At 62.6% G+C, this 15290-nt stretch carries 18 protein-coding genes; 15 read left to right on the top strand and 3 right to left on the bottom strand.

Going from position 1 to position 15290, the window contains the following annotated elements:
* Position 1: 1 nt before the first annotated feature.
* Both FHW64_RS19175 and FHW64_RS19170 read left to right on the top strand, forming a co-directional pair.
* On the top strand, positions 2–367 hold the full coding sequence (locus FHW64_RS19175) for a Rieske 2Fe-2S domain-containing protein (protein ID WP_184529035.1): 366 nt from the start codon (positions 2–4) through the stop codon (positions 365–367).
* Between the two features lies 1 nt (position 368).
* The gene (locus tag FHW64_RS19170) at positions 369–1412 is read left to right on the top strand and encodes a S49 family peptidase (RefSeq protein ID WP_184529033.1); all 1044 of its coding nucleotides are present in this window, start codon (positions 369–371) and stop codon (positions 1410–1412) included.
* A 1-nt stretch (position 1413) separates the two neighbouring features.
* Here the strand turns inward: FHW64_RS19170 and FHW64_RS19165 are convergent, their stop codons facing one another.
* Genes FHW64_RS19165 through FHW64_RS19155 form a run of 3 tightly spaced genes read right to left on the bottom strand, consistent with a single transcriptional unit; the run spans position 1414 to position 3910 of the window.
* Positions 1414–2553 (bottom strand): MFS transporter, encoded by a 1140-nt coding sequence (locus FHW64_RS19165; protein WP_184529031.1) that lies wholly within the window; start codon positions 2551–2553, stop codon positions 1414–1416.
* Positions 2554–2564: 11 nt separating this feature from the next.
* Positions 2565–3332, bottom strand: coding sequence for an SAM-dependent methyltransferase (locus FHW64_RS19160; RefSeq protein WP_184529029.1), 768 nt, complete (start codon positions 3330–3332; stop codon positions 2565–2567).
* The gene (locus tag FHW64_RS19155; RefSeq protein ID WP_184529027.1) at positions 3329–3910 is read right to left on the bottom strand and encodes a nucleoside triphosphate pyrophosphatase; all 582 of its coding nucleotides are present in this window, start codon (positions 3908–3910) and stop codon (positions 3329–3331) included. The genes FHW64_RS19160 and FHW64_RS19155 overlap by 4 nt, the downstream gene beginning before the upstream one ends.
* Before the next feature lie 234 nt (positions 3911–4144).
* Between FHW64_RS19155 and FHW64_RS34745 the strand changes: the two genes are divergently transcribed.
* The 13 genes from FHW64_RS34745 to FHW64_RS19090 all read left to right on the top strand — a co-directional run bounded on the left by FHW64_RS34745 (position 4145) and on the right by FHW64_RS19090 (position 14804).
* On the top strand, positions 4145–4495 hold the full coding sequence (locus FHW64_RS34745; RefSeq protein ID WP_311733334.1) for a YceD family protein: 351 nt from the start codon (positions 4145–4147) through the stop codon (positions 4493–4495).
* A 141-nt stretch (positions 4496–4636) separates the two neighbouring features.
* Positions 4637–4819 (top strand): 50S ribosomal protein L32, encoded by a 183-nt coding sequence (gene rpmF / locus FHW64_RS19145; protein ID WP_028248601.1) that lies wholly within the window; start codon positions 4637–4639, stop codon positions 4817–4819.
* A gap of 95 nt (positions 4820–4914) precedes the next feature.
* Entirely contained in the window at positions 4915–5964 is a 1050-nt protein-coding gene (plsX, locus tag FHW64_RS19140) for a phosphate acyltransferase PlsX (RefSeq protein ID WP_184529023.1), read from the top strand.
* The gene (locus tag FHW64_RS19135) at positions 5964–6941 is read left to right on the top strand and encodes a beta-ketoacyl-ACP synthase III (protein ID WP_184529021.1); all 978 of its coding nucleotides are present in this window, start codon (positions 5964–5966) and stop codon (positions 6939–6941) included. Before plsX ends, FHW64_RS19135 begins: the two co-directional genes overlap by 1 nt.
* Before the next feature lie 43 nt (positions 6942–6984).
* Entirely contained in the window at positions 6985–7938 is a 954-nt protein-coding gene (fabD, locus tag FHW64_RS19130) for an ACP S-malonyltransferase (protein ID WP_184529019.1), read from the top strand.
* Between the two features lie 22 nt (positions 7939–7960).
* The gene (gene fabG / locus FHW64_RS19125) at positions 7961–8704 is read left to right on the top strand and encodes a 3-oxoacyl-ACP reductase FabG (RefSeq protein ID WP_184529017.1); all 744 of its coding nucleotides are present in this window, start codon (positions 7961–7963) and stop codon (positions 8702–8704) included.
* Positions 8705–8803: 99 nt separating this feature from the next.
* A complete protein-coding gene (acpP, locus tag FHW64_RS19120) occupies positions 8804–9043 on the top strand; it encodes an acyl carrier protein (RefSeq protein ID WP_007830471.1) in 240 nt (79 codons plus the stop codon).
* Positions 9044–9137: 94 nt separating this feature from the next.
* Entirely contained in the window at positions 9138–10382 is a 1245-nt protein-coding gene (gene fabF / locus FHW64_RS19115; RefSeq protein WP_184529015.1) for a beta-ketoacyl-ACP synthase II, read from the top strand.
* 33 nt (positions 10383–10415) lie between these two features.
* The gene (locus tag FHW64_RS19110) at positions 10416–10880 is read left to right on the top strand and encodes a hypothetical protein (protein WP_311733333.1); all 465 of its coding nucleotides are present in this window, start codon (positions 10416–10418) and stop codon (positions 10878–10880) included.
* Entirely contained in the window at positions 10877–11551 is a 675-nt protein-coding gene (rpoE, locus tag FHW64_RS19105) for an RNA polymerase sigma factor RpoE (RefSeq protein WP_184529012.1), read from the top strand. Before FHW64_RS19110 ends, rpoE begins: the two co-directional genes overlap by 4 nt.
* Before the next feature lie 13 nt (positions 11552–11564).
* On the top strand, positions 11565–12209 hold the full coding sequence (locus FHW64_RS19100; RefSeq protein WP_184529238.1) for a sigma-E factor negative regulatory protein: 645 nt from the start codon (positions 11565–11567) through the stop codon (positions 12207–12209).
* Positions 12210–12224: 15 nt separating this feature from the next.
* Positions 12225–13277: a MucB/RseB C-terminal domain-containing protein gene (locus FHW64_RS19095; protein WP_184529010.1), complete on the top strand. Its 1053-nt coding sequence runs from the start codon at positions 12225–12227 to the stop codon at positions 13275–13277.
* A 51-nt stretch (positions 13278–13328) separates the two neighbouring features.
* Positions 13329–14804 carry a DegQ family serine endoprotease gene (locus tag FHW64_RS19090; RefSeq protein ID WP_184529008.1) on the top strand — a complete coding sequence of 492 codons (1476 nt, stop codon included), beginning with the start codon at positions 13329–13331 and terminating at the stop codon, positions 14802–14804.
* Positions 14805–15290 lie beyond the last annotated feature (486 nt).

Below are 15290 nucleotides of genomic sequence, written 5' to 3'. Positions count from 1 at the left end.
CATGAGCGATTGCATTCCTCTTTGCAACGCCGCTGAGCTGGTCGAAGGCGGCCGCGCGGTGCCGTTCGACGTGGTGCACGCAGGGCAGACCTGCCGTGCATTCGCTGTCCGCTTCGAGGGCGTGGCGCATGCCTACCTGAATCGCTGCAGCCACGTGGCGATGGAATTGGACTTTCAGCCCGACCGCTTCTTCGACGACAGCGGGCAATGGCTCCTCTGCGCGACGCACGGCGCTGTTTACAGGCCCGACACCGGCGAATGCGTCGGCGGCCCGTGCCGCGGAGGCCTGGTGAAGATCGCGCTCAGCGAGCGTGACGGCGTCGTGCACTGGCATACTGCCTGGAACCTCCAACCTCTCGCCTTCTGACATGACCGATTCAAACCGCACGGAGCCCGAAGGGTTCGAACCCTTCGATCGCGCCGCGCCTTCATCAACCGCCCAGGGGGGCTCGAGAAACATGTCGAGAAACGATCCGACCCAGCAATCCGGATGGGAGCGTGCGACTCTGGAGAAGCTCGCTTTCGCTGCATTGAAGGAGCAAAGGGCCGCACGCCGGTGGAGGAACTTCACCCGCCTGGCTTGGCTGGTCTTCTTCGTTGCGCTGGCGTGGTTCGTGATCTCGCGCGGCTCGCAAACGGCGGCCAAGACGACGGCGCACACCGCGGTGATCGAGATCAAGGGCGAGATCGCGGACGGCGCCGATGCAAGTGCGGAGTTCGTCGTTGCGGCGATGAAGACCGCGTTCGAGGACGAGGGCGCCAAGGGCGTGATCCTGCTCATCAATTCGCCGGGCGGCAGCCCTGTGCAGGCCGGCATCATCAACGATGAGATCAAGCGCATGCGGGCCAAGTACAACAAGCCGATCTATGCGGTTGTCGAAGAGACCTGCGCTTCGGCTGCCTACTACATCGCGGCAGCTACGGACAAGATCTTTGTCGACAAGGCCAGCATCGTCGGCAGCATAGGCGTCTTGATGGATGGCTTCGGGTTCACGGGAATCATGGAGAAGGTCGGCGTGGAGCGCAGGTTGCTGACGGCGGGCGAGAACAAGGGATTTCTCGATCCGTTCAGCCCGATGAGCGACGCCCAGCGCGCGCATGCGCAGCAGATGCTGGACCAGATCCACACGCAGTTCATCGATGTGGTGAAGACTGGCCGTGGCGATCGCCTCAAGGTCAATTCGCCGGGCCTCTTCAGCGGCCTGTTCTGGAGCGGTCAGCAGGCGATCGAACTCGGTCTGGCGGATCAGCTCGGCAATGTAGATTACGTCGCGCGAGAAGTGGTCAAGGCCGAAGAGCTCATCGACTACACCCGCCGCGACAACGTGGCCGAAAAGCTCGCGAAGAAATTCGGTGCTGCCCTTGGCGATGCGTCGGTCCGCGCGTTGCGCGCAGCGCCAGCGCTGCGGTGAATCAGGCGGAATTGGCGTAGCGGGCGGAGGCTGCCAGCGCGGCCGCAAAGGCCACCACTACATATAGCGCGACTGTCAACGAGCTGATCTGCGCCAGGAAGCCGATCACCGGCGGCCCGGCCATGAAACCCAGATAGGCGGCTGCCGAAACTGCTGCAATGCCCTGCGCAGGCTCGACGCCCGGCACACGCGCCGACGCCGAAAAAAGAACCGGCACCACATTCGCAAAGCCGATCCCGACGCCCGCGAATCCTGCGAGTGCCACCCAGGGATTGCTGGTGACCAGTACGAGCGTCATCGAAGCGGCCGCCAGCAGAGCACTGCCGCGCAGCAGCACGGCGGGCGCGAACCGGGCTCTCATCGCGTCGCCGCAGAATCGCGCCAGCGCCATGGCCGCAGAGAAGCTTCCATAGGCCAGTGCTGCCTGCTGCTGCGCGCTGCCGAGCTCCTGTTGGAGATACAGCACGCTCCAGTCGTAGATCGCGCCTTCGGCGATCAGGCCCAGCGCGGCCAGCAGGCCGAGTATGGCCAGGGCGCCGCGCGGAAGGCGAAATCCTTCGTCCGAGGTCTGAAACGCGGTGGCCTCTTTCGGAAGCATCCATTGAGATGAAAGGGCGATCGTGAGTGCCATCGCAGCTGCGACGAGCGTCAGGTGGTGCTGCGGTGCCATGCCCGCCGCGATCGCCGCGCCTCCCGTGGTCGCCCCGACCATGCCGCCGAGGCTGAACATGCCGTGCATACCGCTCATGAGGGGCTTTCCGTTGCGCGATTCCAGCTGGGCGGCTTCGGTGTTGATTGCCACATCAAACACGCTCGTCGCGATACCGAATACCGCGAGCAGCGCAAGCACGGCGAGGAAATTGGGGGCAAGGAGCAGACCGGACAGGAGCACCGCGTAAGTGCAACCGCAAACCGCCGCCATGCGTCTTGCGCCGTGGCGGCCGATCCAGCGACTGGCCCGGGTGAGGCCCAGCAGTGCACCGACGCCCGCGGCAAGCATGGCAAAACCGAGCTGCGCTTCGTTCACGTGGTAGTGCGCCTTGACCGTGGGGATGTGCACGCCCCAGGTGGCAAATACAAAGCCCGAACAGAAGAACTGCGCGCGCGATGCCCAGCGCATCCTTGCGGAAGTGACCGTCATCGTTGGAGCCACTAACGGCCGATCGCGAATACCGCCGGCATGCGTTCATCCTGCAGGCCCGGCATGGTGCGCCATGTCTTCACGGTGTTGCTTCGAATCTGGGATGACGAGAGCGTCAGTCCGCTTGCGACCGCCAGACGGGTGTTGTGCTGCAGTGTCTGCGTCAACGCCTGCAGCAGGGCGGCATTCCGGTATGGCGTTTCGATGAAGAGTTGCGTCTGGCCTGTCTTGAGTGCAAGCGTTTCGAGCTCTCGAATACGGCGAATGCGGGCGTCCGCGTCCTGCGGCAGGTAGCCGACGAAAGCGAAGTTCTGCCCGTTGAGCCCGCTGGCGGCGAGTGTCAGGAGCAGGGATACCGGACCGACGAGCGGCACGACCGTGATGCCAAGGTCATGCGCAGCCTTGGCCACCGAGGAGCCGGGGTCGGCGATGGCTGGCATGCCGGCTTCGCTGAGCAACCCGATGTCGTTGCCGTTGAGCGCCGCCGCAAGCAACGGCCGGGCGTCGAACTGCCCGCCGTGATCGCCCTTCTTGTGCACCTCGCGCGGAAGCTCCTGGATCTGTTGTGCCTGGAGCGGCGCTGCAAGGGGTGCGACCGCATCAATCCGTTTCAGATAGGCGCGCGCCGATTTGGCGTTCTCGCAGATCCAATGAGTGATGCGTGCGGCCGCTTGCAGCGTGCCGAGCGGCAGAGCTTCCTGGATATCGGGCTGCTCGTCGCACCCGAAGTCCAGCGGGGCGGGGACGAGGTAGAGCTTGCCGTGGGCTTGGCTCGTCACAGCAGGTCGACTCCAGCGGCTCGCAGCATGCGTGCTGTGCGAATCAGAGGCAGGCCGACGAGCGCGGTCGGATCGTCGCTGTCGATGGCATCGAGGAGGGCGATGCCGAGCCCTTCGCTTTTTGCGCTTCCGGCGCAGTCATAGGGTTGTTCTGCGATTAGATAGCGCTCAATTGCCGCATCGGTGAGGTCGCGGAAAACCACGCGCACCGGTGCGAGATCGCGCTGCTCGAATGCGGTTGCCTGGCAAACAACGGCTACCGCAGTCTGGAAGATCAGCGTCTGGCCGCGCATGCGGCGCAACTGCGCCGTGGCACGTGCATGGTCCCCGGGCTTGCCTAGGGGCTCGCCGGCAAGGTCGGCGACCTGATCCGAGCCGATCACCACGGCCTCCGGAAAGAGGCGCGCGACGGCGCGCGCCTTCTCGAGCGCGAGCCGTTCCGCGAGCGCGCGCGGCACTTCGCCGTCGAGGGGCGTTTCGTCGACTTCCGGTGGCTGCACATCAAAGGGCAGACGCAGCCGGAGCATGAGTTCCCGTCGGTATCGCGAGGTCGAGGCGAGGATCACTTGGCGTTGCATGGTCGCGATTGTGCGCGAGCGGTTTAGACTGATCGGATGACGAGAGAATTTGTCCCCGGCCGACTGGACGTGAATGGTTTTGCCGAAGCGGGTGCCTCCATTTCCGGGAGCGAGCCAGTACGGAGCTATCAGCGGCTGCATGCCGAGTTGGTCGAGCCGTCCGCCGACTTGCCTGTCCAGTGGGAGGCCGTAGGGGAGCTCCGAGGTGGTGCCGACGGTCACGCAGTGCCATGGGTGCACCTCACCGCACACGCTCTGGTTCCTCTGGTTTGTCAGCGCTGCCTCGCGCCGGTGGATGTGGCGCTCGATGTCGCTCGGTGGTTCCGCTTTGTCGCGGACGAGACCATTGCCGCAGCGGAAGACGAGGAAGCCGAAGAAGATGTCTTGGTGGCGAGCCGGGACTTCGACCTGCACGGACTCATCGAGGACGAACTTCTGATGGAAATTCCAGTCACTCCGCGGCACGAAGTGTGTCCCGAGCCTGCGCGCCTATCGGCGATCGATCCCGATTTCGATGCGGGGGAAGAAGCCAAGCCAAATCCATTTGCCGTACTCAAGCAATTGAGGTCGGGCAAGGACAAATAGACGTTCAGGCGGCGGGAGTGGCGTTCTTTGGTGCCTCTAGGCTATAATCATGGGCTTCGCGCGCGCCGCCGCTAATGCTATTGGAGCGTTATCGCCGCCTCGCATGCCCACCAACCCACCCGAATTCATTCAGGAGCCATCATGGCCGTCCAGCAAAACAAGAAGTCGCCGTCGAAGCGCGGCATGCACCGCTCGCACAACGCGCTGGGCGTGCCCGGCATCGCCGTCGAGCCCACGACCGGTGAAACCCACCTGCGTCACCACATCAGCCCGAACGGTTTCTACCGCGGTCGCAAGGTTCTCAAGACCAAATCCGAAGCCTGAACCCGTTTCAAGGTCGAGGCCCGAAGCTACTTTTTGCGTAGCGTCGGGCCTTTGTTTTGATGGCTACGCCGTCTGCTTCATTCCCTGCGCCTTCAGTGATCACGCTTGCCGTTGATTGCATGGGCGGCGACCACGGTCCGCGCGTCACGCTCGCGGCCTGCCGTGGTTTTCTTGAGCGCCACCCCGAGGCGTCGCTCCTTCTCGTTGGCATTCCCGACGAGCTTTCCAGCTTCTCCCATCCCCGCGCAACGGTGGTCGCGGCCACCGAGGTCGTTGGCATGGATGACCCCATCGAGATCGCGCTTCGTAAGAAGAAGGATTCGTCGATGCGTGTGGCCATCCAGCAAGTAAAGGATGGGGCTGCTCAAGCGGCCGTCTCCGCCGGTAACACCGGTGCGTTGATGGCGATTGCGCGATATCTCCTCAAGACGCTGGATGGCATCGACCGGCCGGCAATTGCCCCCCAACTCCCCAACAGCAAGGGCGGTGCGACAACCGTTCTGGATCTTGGCGCCAACGTGGATTGCGACGCAGAGGATCTTCTGCAGTTCGCCGTTCTGGGATCGGCCCTGGTTTCGGCGTTGACCGGCAATGAGTCCCCCAGTGTGGGCCTTCTGAATGTCGGGGAAGAGGCGATCAAAGGTAGCGAAACGATCAAAAAAGCGAGTCAACTGCTTCGAAAAGCAGCCAATTCGCAGGATCTCAACTTCTACGGCAACGTGGAAGGGAATGACATCTTCAAAGGGACGACCGATATCGTTGTGTGCGACGGTTTCGTTGGCAATGTCACATTGAAGGCAACAGAGGGCGTTGCTTCGATGATCGTGGACTTTCTTAGAATCGAGTATTCCAGCGGCTTTTTCAGCAAACTGGCGGCGATCGTCTCTTATCCGGTTCTAAAAGCGCTCAAGCGACGCCTCGATCATCGGAGGTACAACGGCGCCGCCTTGCTCGGGCTTCGCGGGTTGGTATTCAAGAGCCATGGCTCTGCGGATGAAGTGGCTTTCGGCCATGCCTTGGATCGCGCTTATGATGCCGCTCGCAACAACCTGCTCGATCGTGTGCGGGCCCGCATAGCCCACGCCGCGCCCCTGCTTGCGCGGCAAGAACCAGCAGCGGCCGACGCGGCAGCGCTCCACGTCTGATGACACTTTTCTCTCGCATTACCGGCACCGGCAGCTACCTGCCGCCTCGCCGCGTGACCAACGACGATCTGGCTCGAGACCTCGCATCTCGCGGCGTTGAGACCTCTGACCAATGGATCATCGAGCGCACCGGAATCAGGGCCAGGCATTTTGCTGCGCCTGAAGTAACCAGTAGCGATCTCGGGCTCGAGGCCGCCCGTGGCGCCCTTGAAGCCGCCGGCCGGAGTGCGGCCGATGTGGATCTGATCATCGTCGCGACGTCCACGCCAGACATGGTGTTCCCGTCCGCGGCGGCCATTCTTCAGAACAAGCTCGGTATTGCAGGATGCCCTGCGTTCGATGTTCAGGCGGTCTGCAGTGGGTTCGTCTATGCATTGACCGTCGCCGACGCAATGATCCGCACCGGCAGCGCCAAATGCGCGCTTGTCGTTGGGGCGGAAGTGTTTTCGCGAATCCTGGATTTCAGCGATCGGACCACCTGCGTGCTGTTCGGGGACGGTGCCGGCGCAGTCGTCCTCGAGGCGAGCAGCGAACCCGGCATTCTGGCTACCGACCTGCATGCCGACGGCAAGCACGTCGGCATCCTGTGCGTGCCGGGCCATGTATCTGGCGGCTCTGTGCTTGGCACGCCGTTCCTGCACATGGATGGGCAGGCGGTATTCAAGCTCGCGGTTCGCGTGCTGGAAGAAGCGGCGCGCACGACCCTGGAAAAAGCCGGCAAGACCGATCAGGACATCGATTGGCTGATCCCGCATCAGGCCAACATCCGGATCATGGAAGGCACGGCCAAGAAGCTCAAGCTTCCTCGCGAAAAGCTGATCGTCACGGTCGACGAGCACGGCAACACCTCGGCCGCATCGATCCCCCTCGCGCTCGACCACGCGGTGCGATCGGGCAAGGTCAAGAAGGGCGACACGCTCATGCTCGAAGGCGTGGGCGGCGGATTCACCTGGGGCGCGGTGCTGTTGAACTATTGAAGTGCGCATCGCGGCGACGGCTGCGCACGTGGAGCCAAGAACAATGAAATCTTTCGCATTTGTCTTCCCGGGACAGGGTTCTCAGGCGGTGGGCATGCTCGACGCCTGGGGCGATCATCCTGCCGTGGCTGAGACGCTGCGCGAAGCGTCGGATGCGCTGGGCGAGGATGTTGCCCGCCTGATTCATGAGGGGCCGAAAGAAGCGCTCGCCCTGACGGCCAACACCCAACCCGTGATGCTGGTTGCCGGCGTCGCAGCATGGCGCGCCTGGCTGGCCGAAGGCAGCGATCGACCGACCGTCGTGGCCGGGCATTCGTTGGGCGAGTACTCTGCGCTGGTCGCTTCTGGTGTGCTGACGCTGGCTCAGGCTGCTCCTCTGGTGCGCTTTCGCGCACAGGCCATGCAGCAGGCGGTTCCTGTCGGGGCTGGAGCAATGGCGGCCGTTCTGGGTATGGACGCCGAGAAGGTGAAGGCGGGCTGTGCCGAAGTGACTGCGAGCTTTGGTACGGGCAGTGCCGAAGTCGTGGAGGCTGTGAATTTCAACGATCCGATGCAGACCGTGATCGCCGGAAGCAAGGCCGCAGTCGAGAAGGCCTGTGAAGTCCTGAAGGCGAACGGAGCCAAGCGGGCACTGCCGCTGCCGGTCTCTGCGCCTTTTCACTCCAGCTTGATGAAGCCCGCGGCAGAAGCGCTGCGTGAGCGCCTGGCGTCAGTGACTTTCCTGGCGCCGCAGATTCCAGTGGTCAACAACATCGATGTGGCAGTCGTGACTGATCCCGAGTCGATCCGTGATGCGCTAGTGCGTCAGGCCGCTGGCCCCGTGCGCTGGGTCGAAACGGTGCATGCCCTGAAGGCGCGCGGGATCGAAGCCTTGATCGAATGCGGTCCCGGTAAGGTGCTGGCCGGCATGGCCAAGCGCATCGCTCCCGAGTTGGCTGCAGCGTCGGTGTATGACCCGGCGAGTCTCGCCGACACCAGGCAATTGCTCGCAGCTTGAGCGTCGATCCAGAGTTAATCCAATGAGCACTCCTAAATTTGAAGGACAGGTCGCGTTGGTGACCGGAGCGTCGCGCGGCATCGGTGCCGCCATCGCGCTCGAGTTGGCCCAGCGTGGCCTCAAGGTGATCGGAACAGGCACGACAGACGATGGTGCTGCCAAGATCACTGCGGCGCTGGGCGCCTACGGTGGCCGCGGTTGCGCGCTGGACGTCAACGACGGCGCTGCTGTCGAAGCGCTCGTCGACGAAATCGTGAAGGTCTACGGTGCCATCCACGTGCTCGTGAACAACGCGGGCATCACCCGCGACACGCTTGCGATGCGTCTGAAGGATTCCGATTGGGACGCCGTTCTCGATACCAATCTGAAGGCGGTCTTCCGGCTGTCACGCGCAGTGATCCGACCGATGATGAAGCAGCGTTATGGGCGCATCATCAACATCACCAGCGTGGTCGGTGCTTCGGGCAATGCGGGCCAGGCCAACTACGCGGCGGCAAAGGCTGGCGTCGCTGGCATGACGCGAGCGTTGGCGCGCGAACTCGGCAGTCGCAGCATCACCGTCAATTGCGTCGCGCCGGGATTCATCGAAACCGACATGACCGCCAGCTTGCCGGAGGCACAGCAGCAGGCGCTGCTTGCCCAGATCCCTCTCGGTCATCTGGGTAAGCCTGCTGACATTGCCAATGCAGTCGCGTTCCTTGCATCTCCTCAGGCGGGCTACGTCACCGGTCAGGAGCTGCACGTGAACGGCGGCATGCACATGTAGGCCGCCAGCGCAATCCCCTTCACCTACAGCCGAGCGGCAAATGCCACAATCCGGCCGGCTAAAATCCACCGATTACCTACAACCCTCAGAGGGAACCAAATGAGCGATATCGAAGCACGTGTCAAGAAAATCATTGCCGAACAACTCGGCGTTGAAGAGTCCCAAGTCACCAATGAAAAGGCTTTCGTTGCCGACCTCGGTGCTGACTCGCTCGACACGGTCGAACTCGTGATGGCGCTCGAAGACGAGTTTGGCATCGAAATTCCGGACGAAGACGCCGAGAAGATCACCACGGTGCAAAACGCCGTCGACTACGCCACCAAGAATCAAAAGGCCTGATCGGCCACGCTGAGATACCGTACCTTCGGCCCGCAGTCTTGATGCTTGCGAGCGCCCTGCAGCGGTCTCAGCGCTTCCAGAAAGGTTTGCCGGCATGACCAAACGCCGCGTCGTCGTGACCGGGCTCGGTTGCCTCGCTCCTGTCGGAAACACGGTCACCGAATCCTGGGCCAATCTACTGGCCGGGAAGTCGGGGATCGACACCATCACCAAGTTCGACGCGAGCGGCTTCGCCTGCAAGTTTGCCGGCGAAGTGAAGGGTTTCGACATCAAGCAGTACATCGCCGAGAAAGAAGCGCGCCACATGGATCGCTTTATTCACCTCGGGCTTGCCGCCGCCATGCAGGCGGTGCAAGACAGCGGTCTTCCCACGGGTGATGCGCTGTCGGAAGAAGAGGCAGTGCGTATCGGATGCAATATTGGCTCCGGTATCGGCGGTCTCCCCCTCATTGAGGACACTCACGCCGAATTGGTGAATCGCGGTCCGCGCCGCGTGTCTCCGTTCTTCGTGCCGGCTTCGATCATCAACATGATCTCGGGCCATGTGTCGATTCAGTACGGATTCAAGGGTCCAAACATTGCGGTAGTGACCGCGTGCACCACCGGCTTGCATGCGATCGGCACTTCCGCTCGAATGATCGAGTACGGCGATGCCGACGTCATGATCGCCGGCGGCGCCGAGTCCACCGTCTCTCCGCTCGGATTGGGTGGTTTTGCCGCGGCACGTGCCCTGTCCACGCGAAATGACGATCCCAAGACGGCATCCCGTCCATGGGACAAGGATCGCGACGGTTTCGTGCTTGGCGAGGGTGCAGGCGTGCTGGTACTCGAGGAATACGAGCGCGCGAAGGCTCGCGGCGCAAAGATCTACGCCGAAGTCTCGGGTTTCGGGATGAGTGGCGACGCGTATCACATGACGGCGCCAAACGTGGACGGGCCCCGCCGCTCCATGGAAGTGGCGCTGGCTAATGCGGGCGTGGGCCCAGACCAAGTCCAGTACATCAATGCTCATGGGACGTCGACCCCATTGGGCGATTTGAACGAGACCAACGCCATCAAGAACGCTTTTGGCGACCACGCCAAAAGGCTCGTCGTGAACTCGACCAAGTCGATGACGGGGCATCTGCTGGGTGGCGCTGGGGGTATCGAGTCGGTGTTCACCGTTCTGGCCGTTCATCATCAAAAGAGCCCGCCGACGATCAACATCTTCAATCAGGATCCGGAGTGCGATCTCGACTATTGCGCCAATGAGGCGCGCGATCTCAAGATAGACGTCGCGGTCAAGAACAACTTCGGGTTTGGCGGCACCAACGGAACGCTGGTGTTCAAGCGCGTTTGATCCTCTTCTTTTCCCATGCATAGCGCCCCATCGGTGATTTATCCGGTGGGGCGCTCGCGCGATGCGGAGCGACTTTTGATCGCTCTGTGGGTGCTTGGCATCTGCGCCGTCATCGTGGCCTCCGTTCAATCGGCCGGAATCGACTGGCGGGACGGAGTTCTCCTTGTTTGCGCGATCATTGCCACGTTAGCGGCATGGACCGGGGTATTTCGAAGTTCAAGCCGCGCAAATCTGATCTTCGACGGTCAATCCTGGTCGATGTCTGGTGGCATTGACTTGCCTACTGCTCAGGCCGCGGTGATGCTGGATCTGCAATGGCTGCTGCTCATACGGCTTAGAGAACCGGTCGGCGCAACACGGTGGGTCTGGGTCGAGCGTAATGCCATGCCCCAAAGGTGGCGAGATCTGCGCCGCGCGCTATATTCGCGCGCCATTCAGACGAAAGCGAAGGCCGGGATCCCGGAATCCGCCTCAGACGCGCACCACCTCTCGTCATGACAGCTTCACCGCCCCCCGTTCCACCGGATGCCGGCCCGTCAGGCGCGCCCGCCGAAGCGGTGAGGCCGGGCGAAGTCGACTTTCAGCTGGTCCAGCGGACCGTGGCGGGCGACCAGAAGGCTTTCGAACTGCTTGTCGTCAAGTACCAGCGCCGGATCGAAAGGTTGATCGGCCGTATGGTGCGGGACGTGAACCTGATCGAGGACATCGCCCAGGAAACCTTCATCCGAGCCTATCGGGCGCTGCACCAGTTCCGAGGCGAGGCCCAGTTCTATACGTGGCTCTACCGGATCGCCGTGAACACCGCCAAGAAGGCGCTGGTCGACATGAAGCGCGACCCAACCGTAACCGAGAGTGCCCTGCGTTCGTCTTCCGAAGATGACGATGAAACTTACCGGCCCGGAAACGAACCAATCAGCGACGAGACCCCCGAGTCCGTGATGGCCGCCAACGAAATTGCTGCGGCTGTCGAGGCGGCCATGGAAGCGTTGCCGGCTGAACTCCGGCAGGCAGTGACGCTGCGGGAAATCGAGGGTATGAGTTACGAAGAGATCGCCGAGGTCATGAACTGTCCGATCGGCACGGTGCGATCGCGGATTTTCCGGGCTCGCGAGGCGATTTCTGCCAGGGTCAAGCCCTTGCTGGACAACCAGTCCGGCAAGCGATGGTAAGCAGGTGAATGAAATGAAGCACACAAACACAGTTCGTGAGCAGGTGTCCGCGCTTGCTGATGGCCATTTGCGAGGTGAAGAGCTTGTCCACGTGGTTGGCAGCCTCGGTATTGACGAGGACTTGCGCGCGACTTGGCAGACCTATCATCTGGTCGGCGATGTGCTGCGTTCGGGAGTTCACGCACCATGCAGCGACACGACGACCTTCCTTTCGCGATTCCAGGACCGCCTGGCGGCAGAACCTCCGCTGCAAGCCGTGGAGTCATTGCCTGAGGCGCAGCCGGTCCGACGTCCGCGCGTCGAGGCGGCGAACGAGCCCGTCTTTCGCTGGAAGCTTGTCGCCGGGGCGGCATCGCTGGCGGCGGCAGCAGCCATCGGCTGGAACTGGGTTGGCGTTGAGGGGGCCAGGGCTCCCGGCGCGCAGCTCGCCCAGCAGCAGGCGGTCCCAGCCACGGTGGTCGCGACGGCCAATGTGGCTCCTGCGCAGCGCCAAGCGCTCGTCCCCACCCGAGTTTTGGTCGGAAACGGCAATCCGCAGGTCATGCTGCGCGATCCACGACTCGATCAGCTACTCGAAGCCCATCAGCAGGTCAGCGGGGGATCGCAGCTTCCGTCAGGCTTCCTGCGCAATGCCACCTTCGAAAGGCCTTCGCGCTGAGCGCTTGCATCTGCGATGACTGTTTCGATCCCAATCCCCGCGCGTCGATACGTGATCCTCACGGCTGCGCTGTGCTTGACACAGGTGGCCACGGCTCAGACCCGGGGCGCCGCACCGCCGGCGAAGGCGAGCCCCACCACTGGTGAAACGCCAAGCCTGGGGGTCGTCGAGTGGCTCCAGCGAATGCATGCTGCGTCGAAGCAGCGCAGCTATGTTGGCACGTTTGTCGTCTCGGCCGAGACGGGCGATCTTTCGAGCGCGCGCATCTGGCACGTCTGCGAGGGCGATCTTCAGATGGAGCGCATTGAGGCGCTGTCCGGGCCGCCGCGTTCGACGTTTCGGCGCAATGACCGGGTCGTCACGTTCCTGCCTGAGTCGAAGGTGGTCAAGAGCGAAAAGCGCGAGAACCTAGAGCTGTTCCCGAACCTTATTGGCGCGCCGGACTCATCCATTGCCGATTTCTATGGTGCGCGGATCGTGGGCAAGGGGCGCGTTGCTGGATTCGATGCGGACGTGGTCCTTCTGGAGCCTCGTGACGAATTCCGTTTTGGATACCGAGTGTGGAGCGAACGCCGCTCCGGCCTGGTCGTGAAGTTGCAGACGCTCGATCGCGACAACAAGGTCATCGAGCAGTCCGCCTTCTCCGAACTGCAACTCGACGCGCCGATCAAGGTTCATGCGTTGAACCAGATGATGACCAGCACCTCGGGCTATCGCGTCGAGAAGTCGGAGCTTGAACGCACGACGGCGCAACGAGAGGGCTGGACGCTCAAGAAGCCGGTGCCCGGGTTCAAGCCCGTGAATTGCTATCGCCGACCGACTGGCGGCGAGTCGCAGGGCCACACGATGCAGTGGACCTTCTCGGATGGCCTCGCTTCCGTGTCGCTTTTCCTGGAGCCTTACGATGCCCAGCGCCCGGCTAAAGAGGTCCTTCTTGCGCTCGGTGCGACGTATACGCTGACGCGCCGACTGACCGACACGGATGGGGATTGGTGGCTGACGGCCGTGGGCGAAGTGCCGCCGCAGACTTTGGACGCGTTTGCCCAAAGCCTCGCCCGCGCGCGCTGAACCGTCGCTCGTGGATATCGTTTTGTCCAAGCTCTTAGACGAAAGAAGTTGATGATGCTCAAGTTCGAGAGGAACAAGCTCCGCGCGTGCGTGATGGCCTGCGCGCTGGCCGTCGTGTCGACCACTGCGCTGCTGCCGCCGTCACCCGCATTCGCGCAGGCGCGCATCCTTCCCGATTTCACCGACCTCGTCGATCAGGTCGGGCCGGCCGTGGTGAACATCCGCACTGTCGAGAAAGTGACCCAAGGAAGCGGCAACCCGGAGATGGACGAGGAGATGCAGGAGTTCTTCCGTCGCTTCTTCGGGCAGCCGATGCCCGGCGTCCCGCGTCAGGGACGTCCCAACCGTCCGGCGCCTCAAGAGGAAGAGCGTCCACGCGGTGTCGGATCCGGCTTCATTCTTTCCTCGGACGGCTTCGTCATGACCAACGCGCACGTCGTCGACGGCGCTTCCGAAGTCCTGGTGACGCTGCCGGACAAACGCGAATTCAAGGCACGGATCGTCGGTGCCGACAAGCGTACCGACGTTGCTGTGGTGAAGATCGATGCAACCGGCCTTCCTGCCGTCAAGGTAGGTGATGTGTCTAAGCTGCGAGTGGGCGAGTGGGTGATGGCGATCGGTTCACCGTTCGGCCTCGAGAACACCGTCACCGCCGGCATCGTGAGCGCGAAGCAGCGTGATACTGGCGACTATCTGCCGTTCATTCAGACCGATGTCGCGATCAATCCCGGCAACTCCGGCGGCCCGTTGATCAACATGCGTGGAGAGGTGGTCGGCATCAACAGCCAGATCTATTCGCGTTCCGGCGGGTTCATGGGGATCTCGTTCTCGATTCCGATCGACGAGGCGATCCGCGTAAGCGACCAGTTGCGCGCCTTTGGCCGCGTGTCGCGCGGGCGCATTGGTGTGCAGATCGATCAGGTCACGAAGGATGTGGCCGAGTCGATCGGCCTCGGCAAGGCACAAGGCGCGCTCGTTCGTGGCGTCGAGGCCGGCTCGCCAGGCGAGAAGGCAGGGATCGAACCGGGCGACATCATCACCAAGTTCGACGGCAAGTCGATCGAGAAGCCGAGCGATCTGCCGCGCCTCGTGGGCAACACCAAGCCGGGCACGAAGAGTTCGGTCACGGTCTTCCGACGCGGCAACACGCGCGACCTGAACGTGACCATCGCCGAGATCGAGCCGGACAAGCCTGCAAAGCGTGCTTCGGATCGGGATGAGCCGACGGGCAAGGCACCGGCATCCGCCGCTGCGAAGTCGATGGGTCTCGCGCTGAGCGATCTGCCCGACTCGCAAAGGCGAGAGCTGAAGCTCAAGGGTGGCGTGAAGGTCGATGCCGCAACAGATGCTGCCGCACGGGCGGGCCTGCGGGAGGGCGATGTCATTCTGGCCATCAGCAATACGGAAGTGTCGAGCGTCAAGGAGTTCGAGGCGGCTCTGGCGAAGGCAGACCGGAGCAAGCCGATCAGCCTGCTATTCCGTCGGGGCGACTGGGCGCAATACGCGCTCGTGCGGCCTGCACGCTGATCACATCGACGGCGTCAAGTGGCCCCACCCCGTAGTCGGGTTTGGGGCCATTTTTTCGACGCTGTCGCGCCACGGCCGCATCGCCAAGAAAAATTTTTTGAGGCCTGCCAGCACCTTCAATTGGTTAGCGAATGCTAACTTGTAAGGGGTCTAATGATGGATTTCGGTAGAATAGGGCGCCCGCAGCCTTTGGTCATCGCATAAGCCACCGCGGGATCTTCACGATGCGAGATACCTGCAGTCCGTCCACCGACGGTCCACAGTTCGCCCACAAGTTGTTAAGCGATTGGTCCACCGACACTGTTGATAAGTTGTTTATAAGTGTGCTGTTGCTGACCTGCAACGGCCGTCCGAGGGCCTTGGCCCGACTGTACGCGCCCCCCTTTTTGCCTACAATGAAGTTCCAACTACTGCAGTTGCCATTGCTTGTTGGTTCAGGGCGCGTCTCTTGTGGACGCGCCCTTTTTTCTTGTCCGCAGCCCTTTG

The organism is Variovorax sp. Sphag1AA (assembly GCF_014192575.1).
Taxonomy (GTDB): domain Bacteria; phylum Pseudomonadota; class Gammaproteobacteria; order Burkholderiales; family Burkholderiaceae_C; genus Variovorax.
Note: the sequence above shows the minus strand (reverse complement) of the source record. Positions and strands in the feature narration are given on the sequence as shown.